Raw genomic sequence first — 17,859 nt, 5'->3', positions numbered from 1 at the left:
GGCCGCATGCTCGCCATGACCGGAAACCTCGGAGAGTTCGGAAACTCGAAAGTCCCGGGAACCTCGGGAACCTCGGGAACCTCGGGAACCTCGGGAACCTCGGGAACCTTGAGGTCTCGGAGGTCTCGGAGGTCTCGAGACCTGGAAGCCCCGAGGCCTCGAAACCTCGAAACCTGGAAACCTGGAAACAGAGCCTTGTCCCACTCCCCCGGGTACGCCCCCGGCAGCACCCCCGGAACCGCTTCCGGAAGCACCCCGGGAGGCACCCCCGCCGCCGAGGTCGCCGGCCTATGGCGGATCGCGCTGCCGCACACCACCGCTGCGGTGCCGATCGCTCGGGCCCTGGTGCGTACGGCACTGGCGGACGTGGACGAGGGGGCCGACTGCGACACGGCGGAACTGCTGACCGCGGAACTGGTCGCCAACGCCGTGGAGCACACCGACGGCTCCACCCCTATCGAGCTGGCGGTGGAGCTGCTGCCGGAGGGCTGCCGGGTGGAAGTGCACGACCCGGACCCGTCGCCACCGGGCGATCTGGCGGGGCAGCCTCCGCACCGGATGCCCGACCCCTGGCAGGAGCACGGCCGCGGGCTGCTGCTGGTGCGCACGCTGAGCACGGCGTGCGGGCATCGCCCCACCGCGCGGGGCAAGGCGGTCTGGTTCAGGCTTCCCCGGGCTCCCGCCCAGGCGTGACCACAGCCCTCGGCGGCCGTTCCCGCCTGCCGGACGAGACGGGCCCCGGATCGCGGATGCGCACACGCCGCCGACCCGCGTCCGGCATCCCGCCCACCTCGTCGGGGCCGTCAGACCCCGGCGATGGTCGCGACGAGGACGGCCTTGATGGTGTGCATACGGTTCTCCGCCTGGTCGAAGACGACCGAGTGAGCGGACTCGAAGACCTCGTCGCTGACCTCGAGCGCGGTCAGCCCGTGCCGCTCGTGGAGTTCGCGGCCGATGAGGGTGCCGAGGTCGTGGAAGGCGGGCAGGCAGTGCAGGAACCTGACGTCCGCGTTGCCGGTGGCGCGCAGGACGTCCATGGTCACCGAGTAGGGGGCGAGGTTCTCGATGCGCTCGTCCCACACCTCCTTCGGCTCACCCATGGAGACCCAGACGTCGGTGGCGACGAAGTCCGCGCCCGCGACGCCCTGGGCGACGTCGTCGGTGAGGGTGATCGCCGCACCGCTCGCCCGCGCGGCCCGGCGGGCCGCGGCGACCACGTCGTCGGCGGGCCAGTAGGCCCTGGGGGCGACGATCCGTACGTCCATGCCGAGCAGCGCGCCGGTGACGAGATAGGAGTTGCCCATGTTGAAGCGGGCGTCGCCGAGGTAGGCCAGGGCGGTCGAGGCGGGCGGCTTGCCGGTGTGCTCGGTCATGGTGAGGACGTCGGCGAGCATCTGGGTGGGATGCCAGTCGTCGGTGAGACCGTTGAACACCGGGACTCCCGCGTACGCGGCGAGTTCCTCGACGGCCGCCTGACTCTCGCCCCGGTACTCGATCCCGTCGAACATGCGCCCGAGCACACGTGCGGTGTCCTTGACCGACTCCTTGTGCCCCAGCTGGGAGGCGGCCGGGTCGAGGTACGTCGTCGACGCGCCCTGGTCGGCGGCGGCGACCTCGAAAGCACAGCGGGTCCGGGTGGAGGTCTTCTCGAAGATCAGGGCGATGTTCTTGCCGCGCAGGCGCTGCACCTCGGCGCCGGCTCGCTTGGCGGCCTTGAGTTCCGCGGCCAGGTCGACCAGGCCGCGGAACTCCTCGGCGGTGAAGTCGAGCTCCTTGAGGAAGTGGCGGCCTTCGAGTTGTGTCGCCATGGTCGGCTGCTCCTGGATTGCTGACGGGACACTGGAAGTCTATACGTACTCCCGTATTGCTATACGACGGGGTGGGTGGGGCGGGCGGACGTCAGGCGGCGGACGTCAGGGGGCGGGTGCCCGCGGGCAGGGGACGGGGCGGGTGCCGACGGGCAGGGGCCGGGTGCCGACGGACAGGCGTCAGGAGGGCGGCGGGCACGGGACGGGGCCGGGTGCCGACGGGCAGGCGTCAGGAGGGCGGCTGGACGGCGCCCCGCTCGACCGGGCAGCTCATACAGCGCGGACCGCCCCGGCCGCGGCCGAGTTCGCTTCCCGGGATCTCTATCACCTCGATCCCCTGCTTGCGCAGATGGGTGTTGGTCGTGACATTGCGGTCGTACGCGACGACCACCCCGGGCTCGACGGCGAGGACGTTGCAGCCGTCGTCCCACTGCTCCCGTTCCGCCGAGTGCACGTCCTGCGTCGCGGTGAGCACCCGGATGTCCTTGAGCCCGAGGGCCGCCGCGATCGCGCTGTGCATGTGCTCCGGCGGATGGTCGGTGACCCGCAGGGACACGGCCCGGTCGCCCGCCGCCGGCTCGATCGTGTACGAGCGCAGCATGCCCAGCCCCGCGTACTGGGTGAACGTGTCGTGGTCCACCATCGTCATCACCGTGTCCAGGTGCATGAACGCTCGGCGCTTGGGCATGTCGAGCGCGACGATCGTCCGGGCGGAGCCCGCCGCGAACAGTCCCCGGGCGAGCATCTCCACGGCCTGGGGGGTGGTGCGCTCGCTCATGCCGATGAGCACCGCTCCGTTGCCGATGACGAGTACGTCGCCGCCCTCGATGGTGGAGGGGTAGTCGTCCTGGCCCTCGGACCAGTGGTGGAACTCCCCCGCCTCCGGGCCGGTGAACAGCGGATGGTGCTTGTAGATCGCCTCGAAGTGCACGGTCTCTCGCCGGCGGGCGGGCCAGCGCATGGCGTTGATGGAGACGCCGTCGTAGATCCACGCGGAGGTGTCGCGGGTGAAGATGTGGTTGGGCAGGGGACCGAGCAGGAAGTCGTCGAGATCCATGACGTGGAATCGGACGGAGGACGGCTCGGAGTGGCCGGCGAGGAACTCCCGTTTCGTCACGCCGCCGATGAGCGCCTCGGTGAGCGCCCGGGTGTCCATGTCGTCGAAGGCGGCGCGCAGATGGTCCGTGGCGAGCGGACCGTACTCCTTCTCGTCGAAGACCCGGTCCAGGACGAGTTCGCGCGCCGCGGGGATCTCCAGCGACTCCCGCAGCAGATCGCCGAAGAGATGGACGGCGACACCCCGGTCGCGCAGCACGTCGGCGAAGCCGTCGTGCTCCTGGCGGGCGCGCCGGACCCAGAGCAGGTCGTCGAAGAGCAGCGCGTCCTTGTTGCTCGGCGTGAGCCTCTTCAGCTCCAGATCCGGCCGGTGCAGAATGACCCGGCGCAGAAGCCCGGTCTCGGAGTCGACATGGAATCCCATGCCCCCATCCTGGCCGTCCGGAGGTCACTTCACTCGGAGAACGCCCGGACCGTCGCAGTCGTCCCGGTCAGCGGGCGGACGTGCGGAGCGTTCGCCGGCGGGCCCGCAGGCGAGGTGGCTCCACCGGCCGGCCCCACGACCGGTCCCACGACCGGTCTGCGGCAGGTCCCACGACCGGTCCCACGACCGGTCTGCGGCAGGTCCCACGGCCGGTCCCACGGCCGGTCCTCCCGGGCGTGCGGCGGGCACGCGGGCCACCGGGACTCGGGCGGGCCCGCGACGGCCCGCGACGGCCCGCGCGGTGCTCGCGCAGGGCTCGCGGAGGGGGGTTACGGAAGGGGGTTACGGTCCGGGGGCGCGACGGTACCGGGTCCTGGGGCGAGCCGGGCCGAACGCGCGGTCGCGGCACTCAAGGGTGGACTCGGCCTCAACGACGGCGCGGTCCACGATGGCCGGGCCACCCCGAGGTCAACCGAGTTCCGGAAGGTTCCGGCCTCGTCGCGGGGAGCCACCGTGGCAGCGGTGGGGCTCGCCCGTCGGCGGCCGGCCGCTGCTTCTCACCGCCGGGCGAGGGCGGCCTGGCTGAAGCCGCGCGCTCTGCGGCAGACGGCCGCGTTCGCACCGGGTCCGGGAATCCTGGTCGCGCTCATGTCCGGGCGTCGTCCCCGCTCGACCGGTGTGAGGCCCGGGTGCGCGACGCGAGGGCGGCGATGCGGTCCGGTCCGACGCGGCAGCATCCGCCGACCAGGCGGGCCCCGGCGGCGGCCCATTCGGGCAGCCGTGCCGGGTCGAAGGTGATGCCGCCGGACCATGCACGGGCGCGGGCGTCCCACCGTTCCCCGCTGTTGGGATAGACCACGACCGGTCTGCCGGTCTCGCGGGCGGCGGTCTCCACGGCGCGGTCCGCGTCGGCGGGTTCGCAGCAGTTGACGCCGACGGCGATGACATGGTGGTGGCCCGCGGCCAGAGCGAAGGCCGCCCCGAGGTCCTGGCCTGCGCGGGTGCGTCCGCCCTCGATCGTGTAGGAGAGCCAGACCGGCACGCCGGTGTCCGCGGTGGCGTGCAGCAGGGCCGTCGCCTCGTCGCTGTCCGGCACGGTCTCCAGGGCGAGGACGTCCGGGCCGGCCCGGGCGAGGGCCTCGACACGGGGACGGTGGAAGGCCTCCAGTTCCCGCACCGTCAGTCCGTAGCGGCCCCGGTACTCGCTGCCGTCGGCGAGCATCGCGCCGTACGGTCCCACCGAAGCGGCCACCCACACCTCCCGGGCCGCCCGCTCCGCGGCCGCGCGTGCGAGCGCCACGCTGCGGGCGAGGAGCCCGGCCGCCTCGTCACGCCGGACGCCGCTCCGGGCGAACCCCTCGTAGGTGGCCTGGTAGCTGGAGGTGACGAGCACCTGGGCGCCCGCCCGCACATAAGCCGTGTGCGCGGCCTCGATCTGCTCGGGCCGGTCGGCGAGCAGCCGTGCCGACCAGAGGTCGTCGGACAGGTCGCAGCCCTGTGCCTCCAGTTGGTTGGAGAGTCCGCCGTCGAGGACGAGCGGGCCGTCCCCGGCGAGGGCGGCGGCGAGACTGCGGGCGGGCTTCACTGGCGGCTCCGTTGACGGCGTCCGGGGCGGCGTACCGTACAGCGTCCCGGACAGCGGGTGGGACAGCGGGTGGGACAGCGGGTGGCTTCAGTCCAGCTGGGACCGGACCTGCGAGGAGATGAGCTCCAAGTGGTCGAGGTCGTGCAGGTCGAGGACCTGGAGGTAGACACGGGAAGAGCCGGCGGCGGCGTACCGGCCGAGCTTGTCGACGACCTCGGCGGGCGACCCGGCGAGGCCGTTGGACCTGAGTTCGTCGACCTCGCGGCCGATGGCGGCGGCGCGGCGGGAGACCTCCGCGTCGTCCCTGCCCACGCAGACGACGAGGGCGTTGGAGTACACGAGGTCGCCCGGGGGACGCCCGGCCGCCTCGGCAGCCGCGCGGACGCGGCCGAACTGGCGCTCCGTGTCCTGTGGCGACGCGAAGGGGATGTTGAACTCGTCGGCGTACCGCGCCGCCAGCCGCGGGGTGCGGGTGGCGCCGTGGCCGCCGATCAGCACGGGGACCTTCCGCTGGGCGGGCTTGGGCAACGCCGGAGAGTCCTCCAGCCGGTAGTAGCGCCCGTCATGGCTGAAGGTCTTGCCGGTCTCCGTGCCCCACAGGCCTGTGAGGATGGCGAGTTGCTCCTCGAGGCGGGCGAATCTCTCCTTGGGGAAGGGGATGCCGTAGGCCCGGTGCTCCTCCTCGAACCAGCCGGCGCCGAGCCCGAGTTCGACGCGGCCGCCGGACATCTGGTCGACCTGCGCGACCTGGATGGCGAGCACACCGGGCAGCCGGAAGGTGCCGGCCGTCATCAGCGTGCCCAGCCTGATCCGGCTGGTCTCGCGGGCGAGCCCGGCCAGGGTGATCCAGGCGTCGGTAGGTCCGGGCAGGCCGTCTGCCGACCCCATGCTGAGGAAGTGGTCCGAGCGGAAGAAGGCGTCGAAGCCGAGGTTCTCAGTGGCTCTGGCCACGGTGAGCAGGGTGTCGTAGGAGGCGCCTTGCTGGGGTTCGGTGAAGATGCGAAGGTCCATTCATCCATCCTGCCCCGCACCGCGGGTCGCCGCTCAGCCCGTGCCCGGGCAGGGCCGGGCAACGGGACCGCCCCACCGGTCGTACCGCACCCGGTCGCACCGCACCCGGGTGGTCGCGCCGTGCCGGGTCCCGGTGGGCCACACGGCGGCCGCGGAGCCCCGGCCGCGTGGCGCAGTGCACGGGCGGGACAGTGCACGGGCGGGCCAGCGCACGCTCGGCGCAGCGCACGGGCGGGGCAGTGCACGCTCGGCACAGTGCACGGGCGCCTTCGGCTCAGGGAGGGCTTGCCGTCGGCTCCGCCGGGTCCGGGCTGCGGGCGGCTCTCTCACCGCCGAGCGCCGCACCGGCCGCCCACTCCCGGTCGCGGTCTCTTCGGCGCTCCCGGTCGCGCTCGCACAGGGCGAGGCGCTGGAGCATGGCGCGGACGTGGTCGCTGGACTCGTCCGCGGCGTCGATCGCCTCGATGCACTGCCAGTAGAGGCCCTCCTCGTCCGTGTCGCAGGCGACGCCGACGAGCGCTATGCCGACCTCGCCGAGCAGGGTCCCGAGAGCATCCAACGCCCGCCAGGGATTGGCGACTTCCGTGAGCTGCGCGGCTCTCGGGCCACCCGAGCGCAGGGCGGCCGGGTCGGCGAGTATGCCGGCCCGGCCGCTTGCCTCGCTCAACCCGCGCGCCTCGCCTCTCAGCTCCTGGGGCCCGCTCACCGCCAGCAGGCCTCCGACCGCCTGCGCGAGGGCCTGGGCCTGCCAGGCCTCCGCCACGACGTCGAACGCCACGCGGCACTCCGCGAGTGCGCGCCTGCCGATCGCCACGAGCCGTTCCGCATCCATGGACGCCGCCCCCGTTCGTACGACTTTCTGCCCACTGAGTCACTACCCAGAGTGAATGACCTCCAGACGAAAAGCCAGGGGAATTCGGAAATCTGTGGACAGGTGGCCGCTTGAGGAAAGGTCAATCACTCCGGAGAGTGACGATCTCGAGTTGCGGGACCGCCGGACGCCCGTTCAGCGGGCGGGAAACGGAGCTCATTCCGGTCGATCTTGTCCGAGAGCGCCCGGAGCACGTCGACCCCGACCACCTCGCAGAACTGGAGCAGATACGCGAGTACGTCGGCGACCTCGTCGGCCACCCGGTGGGCCTGTTGCGGGTCGTCCATCACCCGTGCCGACTCCTCCGGCGTCAGCCACTGGAAGATCTCCACGAGTTCCGCCGCCTCGACCGTCAGCGCCACGGCGAGGTTCTTCGGTGTGTGGTACGGCTGCCAGTTCCGCGCCGCGGCGAACTCGGCCAGTCTGCGCTGCAACGCCCGCACGTCCGGTTCCGTCAACGCACCAGGTCTGCCACCGCCACACCGCGGATCTCCCGGGCGGCCGCGACGTTCCCCACTCTCTCCCGCCTCTCCCGCCTCTCCGGCCCTCTCCTGCCTTCCCATCTCTCCCACCTCACCTGTCTCTGCCACCTCTGCGGTCTCTGCCACCTCTGCGGTCTCTCCTGCCTCTCCCATCTCCCGCCAGCCTCGGATGCCTCTCCGCGCAGACGGTCGCGCCGGCCGGCCCGATCAGAGTCCCGAACCGTGCGGCAGCCAAGGCGCATCCCGCACGAACGGCCGATGCCGGCCCGACCTGGCGGCGGGGCACTCGCGGCGGGTCCGCTGGAGCGCGACCGCCAGGGCGCCGCGACCTCGCCGCCCCTCCCCCGGCACGCGGCGAAGGAGGGGTGGCGCGGTTCGGTGACGACGGGGCGGCCGGCGGATGGGTCCACGCGGCGGACGCCGCACAGGTCCGGACGCCGAACCGGTACCTCTCGAAGCGCTTCCTAAGAATGGGGGACGGCGGTCTCCGCGAGACCGTCGACCTCCGTGCCGACGGGCGCGAGCAGGAACACGTTGCGGTCCACACGGTGCATCCCGCAGCCGAGCCCGAAGACGACCCCGCTGCTGAAGTCGAGGATGCGCTTGGCGACTTCGGTGTCCGCGCTCGTGAGGTCGAGCAGCACCGGGACCCGGGCGAGGAGGTACTCGGCGACCTCGCGGGCGTCGGCGAAGACCTGCACGCGCAGCACGACCATCCGGCGCTGCTCCGCCTCGGCGGCCTGCGCGGCGACGCCGTCGCGGGGAAGCGTCCGGTGGTCCACGTGTGACGGCCACTCGTTGCGGCCCCGCAGCGGCACGACCTGGGCCAGGCCCTCCCACTGCTCGTCGGTGACGTCGAACCTCTCGTACCTGCTCATGCGACCATCTTCGCGCCCCTCACCCGTTCGGCCCAACAGCGACACGGGCGAGTCGCACCACGCCCGGGGAAGCGACACGGACCGAGAAGCGACGCACCGCCCGGGGAAGCGACACGGACCGAGAAGCGACGCACCGCCCGGGAGGGCGACGGCCCGGGGAGGCGACCCGGCCCGGGACACCGGGGAGGACGAGTGCGCCCCGACACGTCCCGGAGAGGACGAATGCCTCGCGCCCACCCCCGGTGGAGGACGAGTGCGTGCACACCCGTTGGCAGCGGTGGCTGCCGGGGAGCACACTGCACGGGCGGGCGGCCGCCAGGGCTCCGGGGTGCGCCGCTGCGGTCGAGGCCGCATGCGGGAGCACCTCGCCGAGGCCCCGCCCGCGTCGCGCCCGCGCCGGTCCGCCGCGGCGTGCCCGCGGGTGCCGTACCGGGAACCGCCCGGTGAGGCGGTGCCGGACGGGCCACGGGGCGTGCGCAACCATCGGAGCCGGTGGAGCATGGGAGTGATGACCGGATCCGTGACCCTGATCGGTGAGAGCCCGGAGGACCCGTTCTCGCTGGGGCGGGCCCTCTCCGTCGTACTGGACGGGCGGGGATCGGTGGTCGGCTGGAGCGAGCGTGCGCGCGAACTCCTGGGATTCACCGACGAGCAGGCCCTCGGCCGCTGCGCGGAGGACTTCCTCGTCGCCGTCCGCGACCGCGACCTCGTACGGGAGGCCGCGGCGGGCTGTGTGCGGGACGGAAGCTGGTTCGGGGTGCTGCCGGTCCTCGACCGGGAGGGCCGAAGGTCCCGTTTCGGTGTCCGGGCCGCACGGGTGGCACGGGTGGCACGGGTGGCACGGGCGGGCCGAACGGACCGGGCGGACCAGGCGGACCAGACGGACGAGTGGCTGCTGCTGGGCGCGCCGGCGGAGGAGGTCGCCCGGTGGGAGATCGACCGGTCGGTCATGGAGGGGCTGTTCCGCCGCTCCCCCATCGGCCTGTCGGTGCACGACCCGGAGCTGGCGATCCTGCGGGTCAACCGGCCGATAGCGCACATCGGCGGCATCACCTCCGACCAGGCCCGGGGACGGCGCATCGGTGACTTCCTGGTGGCCGCGGACGCCGAGACGATCGAGTCCCGGCTCAGCGAGGTCCTGGAGACCGGGAGGCCGATGATCTTCACGGAGCAGTCGTGCCGGCTGCTCGCCGATCCCGGTGCCGAGCGCTACGTCGCGGTGTCGGCGTTCCGTATGGAGGACTCGGCCGGCCGCACGCTCGGGGTGACCCAGCTGGTGGAGGACGTCACCGACCGGCACCGGGCACGCCGCCGGCTGGCGATGCTGAACGAGGCGAGCGAGCGCATCGGCACCACGCTGGACGTGGAGGCCACGGCGCAGGAGCTGGTGGACGTCGCCGTGCCCGGTATCGCCGACTGTGTGACGGTCGACCTCCTGCCGGCGGTCGGGCTCGGCGAGGCGCTGCTCCCGGAGCGCGGCGACCCCCTGCGGCGGGCCGCGTTCAAGTCGGTCGCGCCGTTTCCGGAGCGGGTGATGTACCCGGTGGGAACGCTCAGGTCCTTCCCCGCGGACTCACCGCAGGCCCGGGCCCTGGTGACCAGGCGCCCGGTGCTGGTGGCCCGCCTGGACGGGGACGGCGCGGAGCTGGGTCTGGACCCCGAGCGGGCCGGGCGGGCGCGAGCGCTGGGCGTCCATTCGCTGATGGTCGTACCGCTGACCGCCCGGGGCCTGGTGCTGGGACTCGTGTGCCTGTGGCGGTACGCCGTCCCGGAGCCGTTCGAAGAGGACGACCTGACGTTGGCGAACGAGTTCGCGGCCCGGGCCGGGGTCGCCATCGACAACGCCCGCCGGTACACCCAGGAGCACCGGACGGCGCTCGCTCTGCAGCGCCGTCTGCTGCCGCGCGAGGTGCCCTCGCAGCCGGCGGTGCGGGTGGCGCACCGGTATCTGCCGGCGGGCGGCTCCGCGGGGGTCGGGGGCGACTGGTTCGACGTGATCCCGCTCTCCGGGGCCCGGGTGGCGCTGGTCGTCGGCGACGTCGTCGGACACGGCATCAACGCCGCGGCGACGATGGGAAGGCTGCGGACGGCGGTGCACACCCTGGCCGATCTGGACCTGGAACCTGACGAGGTGCTGTCCCACCTGGACGACCTGGTGACGCGGCTGGCCGGTGAGCAGGAGCAGGGCGACGACGACGGTCCCGGCGAGCAGGTGGTGGGCGCCACCTGCCTGTACGCCGTGTACGACCCGGTGTCGCGGATCTGCTCCGTGGCCCGCGCGGGCCACCCGCCGCCCGCGCTCGTCACGCCGGAGGGCCGGGTGAGCCTGCCCGACCTGCCGGCCGGGCCCCCGCTGGGCCTCGGTGGGCTGCCGTTCGAGTCCGAGGAGCTGGAGCTGCCGGAGAACAGCGTGCTCGCCCTCTACACCAACGGGCTGGTCGAGGGCGACGCGCACGACATCGAGGCCGGTCTCGACCGGCTGTCGGAGGCCCTCGGCGGCCCGGTCCGGCCGCTGGAGGACATGGCCCGGTCGGTGGTGGACACGCTGCTGCCCGCGCGGCCCGCCGACGACGTGGCGCTGCTGCTGGCCAGGACCCGCACCCTGGCGCCCGAGCAGGTCGCGACCTGGGTGCTGCCCGCCGAGCCGACCGCCCCGGCCCGGGCCAGGGCGCTGACCGCCGGGAAGCTGACCGAGTGGGGTCTGGAGGAGATGGCCTTCACGACGGAGCTGGTGGTGAGCGAGCTCGTCACCAACGCCTACCGCTACGCGGGCGGCCCGGTGACCCTGCGGCTGATCCGTCTGCACCGGCTGATCTGCGAGGTCTCCGACCCCAGCAGCACCTCGCCGCATCTGCGGCGGGCCCGCAGCACCGACGAGGGCGGCCGCGGGCTGCTGCTCGTGGCCCAACTGACGTCGAGGTGGGGGACCCGCCACGCGCGTGAGGGCAAGACCGTCTGGACCGAGCAGGAGCTGCCGGGCTGACCGGTGGGTCCGGGGCTGCACGGATCCGGACGCGGGGGGACGATGGAGAGCGCAAGCGCCCAGGTTTCCGGCGGGGCGGTCATGACCTGCGCAAAAGCCCTGTGACGGTGGCGGGAGGAGCGGCTGCGGATGGGTGGCACCGAAGCGTTCCCCGGTGACCCGGTACCGAGCGTGGAGGCCGGCCCCGCACCGCCCGGCGGGCTGCTCGACGTCCTCGGACTGGCGCCGGTGGTACTGGACGCGGAGGGGCGGATCGCCCTGTGGGGCCGTCAGGCCGAGGAGCTGCTGGGCTACACCGCTCAGGAGGCGCTCGGGCAGTACGCGCTGCGGCTGCTGGTCGAGGAGGAGCACTTCGGGACCGTCTTCGACCTCTTCTCCAGCGTGATGGAGAGCGGCGAGAACTGGGCCGGGGTGTTCCCCGTCAGGCACAAGGACGGCGCGGTCCGGCTGCTGGAGTTCCGCAACATGCGGCTCCAGGACCGGCACGGCGGCTTCTACGCCCTGGGGCTGTCCACCAGTCAGGAGGCCCTGCGCCAGGTGGAGCGCGACCTGGCGCTGTCGGTACGGCTGGTGGACCAGTCGCCGATCGGCCTCGCCGTGCTCGACCCCGATCTGCGCTGTGTGACGGTCAACCCGGCGCTGGCGGCAGTCAGCGGGCTTCCGGCGGAGCAGCATGTGCGCCGCCGGGTGAGCGAGACCCTGCCGTTCCTGGACGCCGTCCGGCTCGAGGCGGCCATGCGCCGGGTGCTGGAGACCGGCACGCCCATGGTGGACCGCCAGGTGCTGGGGCGCACACCGTCCGACCAGGACACCGAGCACGCCTGGTCGGTGTCCCTCTACCGGCTGGAGGACGCCCGCGGCCGGATCCTCGGCGTCGCGCTGTCCGTGGTGGACGTGACGGACCGGCACCATGCCGCCAGGGAGGCGGAACGGGCCCGGCACCGGCTCGCCCTGGTCGCCGACGCGTCGATGCGGATCGGCACCACCCTGGATCTGTGGGAGACCGCCCGGGAACTGGCCGACGTGGCCGTGCCGGAACTCGCCGACATCGCCGCCGTGGACGTGCTCGACTCGGCGGTCGAGGGGCGGCGCGAGTCGGTGCCGGCCGACGGCACGGCGGTGTTCCGCGCGCTCGCCGTGTCGGCGGCGCACCCGACCGTCGCGGTGCAGGCGGCCGACCCGCCGGGCGAACTCACCTGCTACGACGCCGACCGGCTGGTCACCCGGTGCGTGCGGACGGGTGAGCCGATCGTGGTGCCGCGTGTGGCCGGCGGGGACCTGCCGCGGATCGCGCGGGACGCGGCCGCGTCGGTGCTGCTGGCGGCGGCGGGGGTGCACTCGTACCTGGCGGTGCCGCTGATCGCCCGCGGGGTGGTGCTGGGTGCGCTCGACCTCAAGCGGTTCCGCAACCCGGTGCCGTTCGACGCCGACGACGTGCTGCTGGCCGGGGAGCTGGCGAGCCGGGCGGCGGTGTGCATCGACAACGCCCGCTGGTACCAGCAGCAGCGCGACGCGGCGCTGGCCCTCCAGCGCAGTCTGCTGCCGCGGCACCCGCCCAACCTGGTGGGGCTGGAGGTGGCCTCCCGGTACCAGCCCGCGGGGGCGGTCAGCGAGGTCGGCGGCGACTGGTTCGACATCCTCCCCCTCGGCGACGGCAAGACCGCGCTGGTGGTGGGGGATGTGATGGGCAGCGGGATCAACGCGGCGACGGCGATGGGGCGGCTGCGCACCGCGACCCAGACCCTCGCCTCGCTGGGTCTGGGGCCCGAGGAGGTGCTGCGGCACCTGGACTCGATCACCGCCGGGCTGGAGCCGTACATCGCGACGTGCCTGTACGCGCTGTACGACCCGCACCGGGGCCGGCTGTGCGTCTCCACGGCCGGGCATCTGCCGCCGGTGCTGCTGCGGCCCGGTGAGGCGCCGGTGCTGCTCGACCTGCCGACCGGGGTGCCGCTGGGCGTCGGCGGAGTGGAGTTCCGCTCGGTCTGCTTCGCCCTGCGCCCCGGGGACACGCTCGTCCTCTACACCGACGGCCTGGTGGAGACCCGCGACGAGGACATCGACGCCCGGCTGCATGTGCTGCTCACCCTGATGGCGGGGCCGGCCGCGGGGCTGGAGGAGACCTGCGACCGGCTGCTGCGCGCCCTGCGGCGGGGGACGGTGGAGGACGACGTGGCACTGCTCATCGCACGCGTGCGGGAGTGAGCCGGCCGGGGCAGCCGAGGACAAGTCCGTCAGGGCTGCTCATCGCACGCGTGCGGGAGTGAGGCTGCCGACGACCGCGAGCGGTCCGGGGCCGGCCGCCGATCCCGTCGATCACGCCGATCCGCCGATCCCCCCGATCCGCCGAACTGCGGCTGCGGCTGCGGCTGCGGCTGCGCGACGACGTCCCCGTAGGCCCGCCGCGGCGAACGGCCCTTCAGCTCCCGGAAGCCGGCCGCCTGTCCGCGCCCGGGCGCGGAGCGCTTCGGGTGGACCGAGCGGCACCGGCGGCGGGCGCGGCGACCGGAGGCCGGCGACCGGCGGCTGGCGGCTGGCGGCTGGCGACCGGCGACCGGCGGGCCATGAGGGGGCGCTATCGCTGGATGGTCCCCGGGGTGATCGTCACCCGCTCGCACTCGACGAAGTCGTCCATCGCCGACGCTTCCCGGGCGGCCCCGTCGGGGGCGCACGGCACATCGGCGGCGGCGACCAGATACCGCGCGCCCGCCCCGTCGTCCTCCGTGAAGCCGTTCACGACGCCGCGCGGCAGCGACTCGGTCTCCGAGAAGATCCCGAAGACCAGGGCGTTGACGCGGGCCGTCTGCCCCGGCATCCGCACCACGCTCGTCGTGCCGGCCGCCAGGGCCGGGGCCAGGGAGCAGACGAGCAGGACGACCGGGGACCGGCGCGGCACGACGATTCCCACCACCCCGCGGGGGCGCCGCAGGACGAGGGAGCCCTGCCCCGGGGCGGCTTCGAGGGCGCGGCCGTGCTCGGTGCGTACGAGCGAGGCGAAGTACCGCAGCCGCGACGGCACCGTCTCCGCCTCGAAGCGCGCGCGCCGCCTGTTGCCGTCCACCTGGGCCAGTGCGTCGGCGAGCTGCCCGCGGCGGGTGGCGAACAGGTCGGCCATCTCGTGCAGGGTCCTGGCGCGCAGGTGCCGGTCGTCCTTCCAGCGGGTCTCGCCGAAGGCCCGCCGGGCCGCCGCGAGCGCCCGTGCCGCCATCTCGCGCCCGTCCGCCCCCTGCTCCCCCGGCGCCGGACGGGCTGCGGCTCCGTCCCGGCCTCCCGGTCCGCCGACCCAGGTGCCGTCGATCCAGTGCAACGCGGTCCCAGTGGTCATGGCTCACTCCCAGCTTCGTCCGGAGCGATGAGTGAACGGACACGTCGTCGTTCGGTGCAGTGCCGGTCCGACATGGCCGCCGTACCGGACGGCGCCGGGCGCGACGTGCCGCACCACGGTCCGCGTCGGCCGCCTCCGCGACGCCGCCGGTGTACCCGAGTGGCAGATCCGTCTCGTGCAAGAACGCTGATCGGTCTCGTGGTGGAGTCGCTCGGACTTCCATGGCGCCAGAGGCGCCCGCTCAGCCGGTCCGGGGATGTCCGGCTGATCTGGAGGAATCGCCGCATCGCCTGCACGCCGGGGGTTTCCGGCGGTCACCGCCGGTTCACCGGCGGGGCCCTGGCCGTGGGCCGTCCGACCATGTTGCCGCCCCTGGGGGAGGCGCGCAACGCGAGCCCGCGACGTGCCGGGTCCGGGCTCCCGTCGCACGCCGCGCCCCGGTCCCGGGCTCCCGTCGCACGCCGATCGGGACCGGTCCGGCCGTCGGGGCGATCCGCGCGGCTCCGGCCGTCGGGGCGATCCGCGCCGGTCCGGCCGTCGGGGCGATCCGCGCCGGTCCGGCCGTCGGGGCGATCCGGACCGTACTGTCGCTCCCGTCCCTGCGACCGCTCCCGGAATCCGGCCGGCCGTCAGCGGGCGCCCGGTATGCCGCCCGTCCGTCAGGGCGCCGGCCGCGGGCTTCTCCCACCCGGCCGGGCGGCGCCCGCTCCCGCCGGCACTCCCGCCGACACTTCCACCACCGGTCCCACCACCGGTCCCAGCACCCACCGCGTTTCGACGGAGACCGGCGACCCGGAGGCCGCCGCCCGCACCGCGGCCGCCTCCCGCGCCGTGAGGCCGCCGGTGGGCACCCGCTCGTCAAAGCGGTCGGCGCCCTCGGCCCTCCCGGGGTCCGGTCCCCGACGGGCAGGTCTGCCGCCGGGGAACGGCCTGCCGGGTGCGAGGGGCGGCCGGTCAGCCGCCGCGAGTCCCGCGCGGGGCGTGGATCACCGGGGTGGCTGGCACAGCCGGACCCGCAGGACGCCGTTGCCGCCGGGTCCGTACCCGGGGAAGGTGACCGTCGCACCCGGCTGTGCGTCGCGACAGGGCACTGCGGTGCCGTCGGTGTACTCCACCGTCAACCGGTACGCGGTGTCACAGGCGTTGGTGACATGGGTGTAGCGCCAGGTCGCCGCGTACTGGACGCACCCGGGAGCCGACTCGCCTTCCCCGGCCGCCGGTGCCGCCGCGGCCGCACCGGCCGTGGTCAGCACTGCCATGACCGCTGCACCGACTACTGAAGCAGATATCCGCCACATCGAGACTCCTAATTCAGAAGTTGAATGCACGGAGACAGTCTGCTCCCAGGAGCGTGCAGGATGGAGGGGTTTCAGTCAGCCCGTTGTTTTCAGTTCATGAACTGTTCGAATAGGTCCCCCGGCGCCGTCACCCCGGCGAACCCGCCCCGCCGCACGCCGGTCAACCGCCCCACGGACCAGTAGCGTTCCATTCCGCCCCGCACCGGCCCACCCAGCACCCCACCGGCCGGGAATGGCCGGGAATGGCCGGGCGGAACGGGACGCGACGGCATGCGACGGCATGCGAGACGCGAGGCGACGGCACGCGGGACGGGGCGCGACAAGCCCGGACCGCCCCGGACCGCCCCGGAGCCACCCTGCACCGCATACCGGCTCACGGTCCGTCAGCAGCATGTGGAGTTGGAGTGCGGCCGGGGCGGCACCGGTCTCGTCACCGGTCCGCCCCGGGCCCGCCCCCGCCGCGGCCGGGCCTCAGCGGGAGCGGTCGGCCGCGGGCGGGGCGACGGCTTCCCGGGCCCGCGGGCGCCGGGTCCGCCGCAGTCGGACCAGCGCCACCGCCGTGACCAGCAGGGCCGCGAACAGGGCGGCGATCCCTGCGGGTCCCACGGTGTCCAGGCCGTCGGCGATGGTGCGCTGGACGGCGCCCGCGGCGTCGATGACCGGATCCCGGGTGGCGGGGTCCCCCTGCACCCGGATCTCGTACCAGCCGTAGTACGCCACGTACGCGCCCACGAGCAGGAGCAGCGCGCCGCCGAGGCGGGGGGCGGCGGCACCGAGACGGCGCAGCCGCGTCACGGCGGTGGTGCGGGTGAGGGCGACGGTGAGGGAGGCGGCTCCGACGATCAGGCCCATGCCGGCGGCGTAGGCGACGAAGAGTGCGATTCCCTCGCCGGTGGACCCGCTGCGGACGGCGGACACCACGATCGCCAGGAACGGGGCGATGGTGCAGCCGAGGGAGGCTGCCGCGTACGCCATCCCGAACAGCGCCATGGACGGGACGGAGCGGGTGAGACCGGGCGCCCGGCGGACCTTCGGCGCCGGGGAGGGCAGCCGGCGGCCAGCGAGCAGCCACCCCCCTGCGCCCGCCATGAGAAGCCCGAAGACGATGGTGAACCAGGGCAGGTGCCCTTGCACCTGGCCCGCTACGGGCTGCACGGCCAGACCGAAGATCCCGAAGAGTGCCGCGAATCCGGCGGTCATGGCGGCGGTCGCGGTCAGCGCACGGCCGACGGCGACGGTGCGGCTGGGGGTGTCGTCGCCGAGGACGAGGAGGGACAGATAGGCGGGGAGCAGGGCGAAGCCGCAGGGGTTGACCGCGGCGAGCATGCCCGCGGTGAGTGCGAGGGCGAGAGGCAGATCGGACATCGGGGCTCAGCCGGCGAGTCCGGCGACCTTCTCGGCCAGTCCCTCGCCGCCGGGCAGGACGCCTTCGTAGACGGTGCCGCCGTTCTCGTCGAGGATGACGTAGCGGCTCTGCTCGGTGACGTCGAACCGCTTCCACACGTCGCCGGCCTCGTCCGACAGGTGGGTGAAGCCGCCCGTCTCGGTGTCCGCGACGAAGTCCTTCATGGCGGCGGTCCGGTCCAGGCCCGCCACGCCGACCACGTTGGCCCTGTCCCCGTACTCGGCGGCGACCCTGGCCGTCTCGGCCGCCTGCGCCTTGCACTTGGGGCACCAGGGGGCCCAGAACCACAGCACGGTCGGCTTGCCCGCGAGCGTCTTCGCGTCGAACGGCTCCCCGTCCACGGTGGTGCCGGTGAACCTCAGCGCCTCGGGCACCTCGGCGCCGCCGGTGTCACCGCCGTCCGACGCGGCGGGCGGGGCCGCTGACGGCGCCGCCGACGATGCCTCCCCGGTGTCGCCGTCCGGGCCGGAGCCGCCTTCTGCGCCGCATCCGGCGAGCGTCAGCAGCGTGGCGGCCAGGGCGGCGGGGAGGAGGGTGCGGGCGCGCATGGCGGACTCCTGTCGGGGTACTCGGCTCGGTTCCGGTGTGACTGTAGATCCCACCGGGCCGCCGGGTGCGGAGTAGGGTCCTTACGGTTCGGTGACGTGCCGCCGCGGTGACGGGCGACTCCGGCGGCGGCCGAATCCGGTGACGGCCGAATCCGGTGACGGCCCGGCGGCGACCCGGCGCCGAC

The 17,859-nt window shown here is 73.9% G+C and carries 14 protein-coding genes; 3 read left to right on the top strand and 11 right to left on the bottom strand.

The window, feature by feature from the left end; translation table 11 throughout:
• The first annotated feature begins 297 nt into the window (after positions 1-297).
• Positions 298-693: an ATP-binding protein gene (locus DDQ41_RS25805; protein WP_109297948.1), complete on the top strand. Its 396-nt coding sequence runs from the start codon at positions 298-300 to the stop codon at positions 691-693.
• Between the two features lie 110 nt (positions 694-803).
• Here the strand turns inward: DDQ41_RS25805 and argF are convergent, their stop codons facing one another.
• The 7 genes from argF to DDQ41_RS25765 form a co-directional block, all read right to left on the bottom strand.
• Positions 804-1,808 (bottom strand): ornithine carbamoyltransferase, encoded by a 1,005-nt coding sequence (gene argF, locus DDQ41_RS25800; RefSeq protein WP_109296601.1) that lies wholly within the window; start codon positions 1,806-1,808, stop codon positions 804-806.
• Between the two features lie 229 nt (positions 1,809-2,037).
• Complete coding sequence (locus DDQ41_RS25795; protein ID WP_109296600.1) at positions 2,038-3,288, bottom strand: arginine deiminase; 1,251 nt, start codon at positions 3,286-3,288, stop codon at positions 2,038-2,040.
• A gap of 646 nt (positions 3,289-3,934) precedes the next feature.
• Entirely contained in the window at positions 3,935-4,873 is a 939-nt protein-coding gene (mmuM, locus tag DDQ41_RS25785) for a homocysteine S-methyltransferase (RefSeq protein WP_109296599.1), read from the bottom strand.
• 87 nt (positions 4,874-4,960) lie between these two features.
• Entirely contained in the window at positions 4,961-5,884 is a 924-nt protein-coding gene (locus tag DDQ41_RS25780) for an LLM class F420-dependent oxidoreductase (RefSeq protein ID WP_109296598.1), read from the bottom strand.
• 274 nt (positions 5,885-6,158) lie between these two features.
• Positions 6,159-6,716, bottom strand: a complete 558-nt coding sequence (locus DDQ41_RS25775; RefSeq protein WP_223179124.1) for a DUF6099 family protein — start codon at positions 6,714-6,716, stop codon at positions 6,159-6,161.
• Between the two features lie 125 nt (positions 6,717-6,841).
• The gene (locus DDQ41_RS25770; protein WP_109296596.1) at positions 6,842-7,213 is read right to left on the bottom strand and encodes a nucleotide pyrophosphohydrolase; all 372 of its coding nucleotides are present in this window, start codon (positions 7,211-7,213) and stop codon (positions 6,842-6,844) included.
• 488 nt (positions 7,214-7,701) lie between these two features.
• A complete protein-coding gene (locus tag DDQ41_RS25765; protein WP_109296595.1) occupies positions 7,702-8,115 on the bottom strand; it encodes a cell division protein SepF in 414 nt (137 codons plus the stop codon).
• Between the two features lie 508 nt (positions 8,116-8,623).
• Between DDQ41_RS25765 and DDQ41_RS25760 the strand changes: the two genes are divergently transcribed.
• Positions 8,624-11,098, top strand: coding sequence for a SpoIIE family protein phosphatase (locus tag DDQ41_RS25760; RefSeq protein WP_109296594.1), 2,475 nt, complete (start codon positions 8,624-8,626; stop codon positions 11,096-11,098).
• Positions 11,099-11,227: 129 nt separating this feature from the next.
• On the top strand, positions 11,228-13,303 hold the full coding sequence (locus tag DDQ41_RS25755) for a SpoIIE family protein phosphatase (RefSeq protein ID WP_109296593.1): 2,076 nt from the start codon (positions 11,228-11,230) through the stop codon (positions 13,301-13,303).
• A 370-nt stretch (positions 13,304-13,673) separates the two neighbouring features.
• Here DDQ41_RS25755 and DDQ41_RS25750 read toward each other — a convergent pair whose 3' ends face one another.
• The 4 genes from DDQ41_RS25750 to DDQ41_RS25735 all read right to left on the bottom strand — a co-directional run bounded on the left by DDQ41_RS25750 (position 13,674) and on the right by DDQ41_RS25735 (position 17,674).
• Positions 13,674-14,423: an aldehyde dehydrogenase family protein gene (locus DDQ41_RS25750; protein WP_109296592.1), complete on the bottom strand. Its 750-nt coding sequence runs from the start codon at positions 14,421-14,423 to the stop codon at positions 13,674-13,676.
• A 986-nt stretch (positions 14,424-15,409) separates the two neighbouring features.
• Entirely contained in the window at positions 15,410-15,682 is a 273-nt protein-coding gene (locus DDQ41_RS25745) for an alpha-amylase (protein ID WP_245990636.1), read from the bottom strand.
• A 510-nt stretch (positions 15,683-16,192) separates the two neighbouring features.
• A complete protein-coding gene (locus tag DDQ41_RS25740; RefSeq protein WP_109296590.1) occupies positions 16,193-17,086 on the bottom strand; it encodes a cytochrome c biogenesis CcdA family protein in 894 nt (297 codons plus the stop codon).
• A gap of 6 nt (positions 17,087-17,092) precedes the next feature.
• On the bottom strand, positions 17,093-17,674 hold the full coding sequence (locus DDQ41_RS25735) for a redoxin domain-containing protein (RefSeq protein WP_109296589.1): 582 nt from the start codon (positions 17,672-17,674) through the stop codon (positions 17,093-17,095).
• Positions 17,675-17,859: the final 185 nt, after the last annotated feature.

It is taken from the genome of Streptomyces spongiicola (assembly GCF_003122365.1).
Classification (GTDB): domain Bacteria; phylum Actinomycetota; class Actinomycetes; order Streptomycetales; family Streptomycetaceae; genus Streptomyces; species Streptomyces spongiicola.
This window is presented reverse-complemented; position numbering and strand designations above follow the sequence as displayed.

Coding starts and splice junctions, on each gene's coding strand:
- DDQ41_RS25735 (WP_109296589.1), bottom strand. CDS start 17,674: ATGCGCGCCCGCACCCTCCTCCCCGCCGCCCTGGCCGCCACGCTGCTG.
- DDQ41_RS25780 (WP_109296598.1), bottom strand. CDS start 5,884: ATGGACCTTCGCATCTTCACCGAACCCCAGCAAGGCGCCTCCTACGAC.
- argF (WP_109296601.1), bottom strand. CDS start 1,808: ATGGCGACACAACTCGAAGGCCGCCACTTCCTCAAGGAGCTCGACTTC.
- DDQ41_RS25755 (WP_109296593.1), top strand. CDS start 11,228: ATGGGTGGCACCGAAGCGTTCCCCGGTGACCCGGTACCGAGCGTGGAG.
- DDQ41_RS25765 (WP_109296595.1), bottom strand. CDS start 8,115: ATGAGCAGGTACGAGAGGTTCGACGTCACCGACGAGCAGTGGGAGGGC.
- DDQ41_RS25795 (WP_109296600.1), bottom strand. CDS start 3,288: ATGGGATTCCATGTCGACTCCGAGACCGGGCTTCTGCGCCGGGTCATT.
- DDQ41_RS25760 (WP_109296594.1), top strand. CDS start 8,624: ATGACCGGATCCGTGACCCTGATCGGTGAGAGCCCGGAGGACCCGTTC.
- DDQ41_RS25750 (WP_109296592.1), bottom strand. CDS start 14,423: ATGACCACTGGGACCGCGTTGCACTGGATCGACGGCACCTGGGTCGGC.
- DDQ41_RS25775 (WP_223179124.1), bottom strand. CDS start 6,716: ATGGATGCGGAACGGCTCGTGGCGATCGGCAGGCGCGCACTCGCGGAG.
- DDQ41_RS25740 (WP_109296590.1), bottom strand. CDS start 17,086: ATGTCCGATCTGCCTCTCGCCCTCGCACTCACCGCGGGCATGCTCGCC.
- DDQ41_RS25745 (WP_245990636.1), bottom strand. CDS start 15,682: ATGGCAGTGCTGACCACGGCCGGTGCGGCCGCGGCGGCACCGGCGGCC.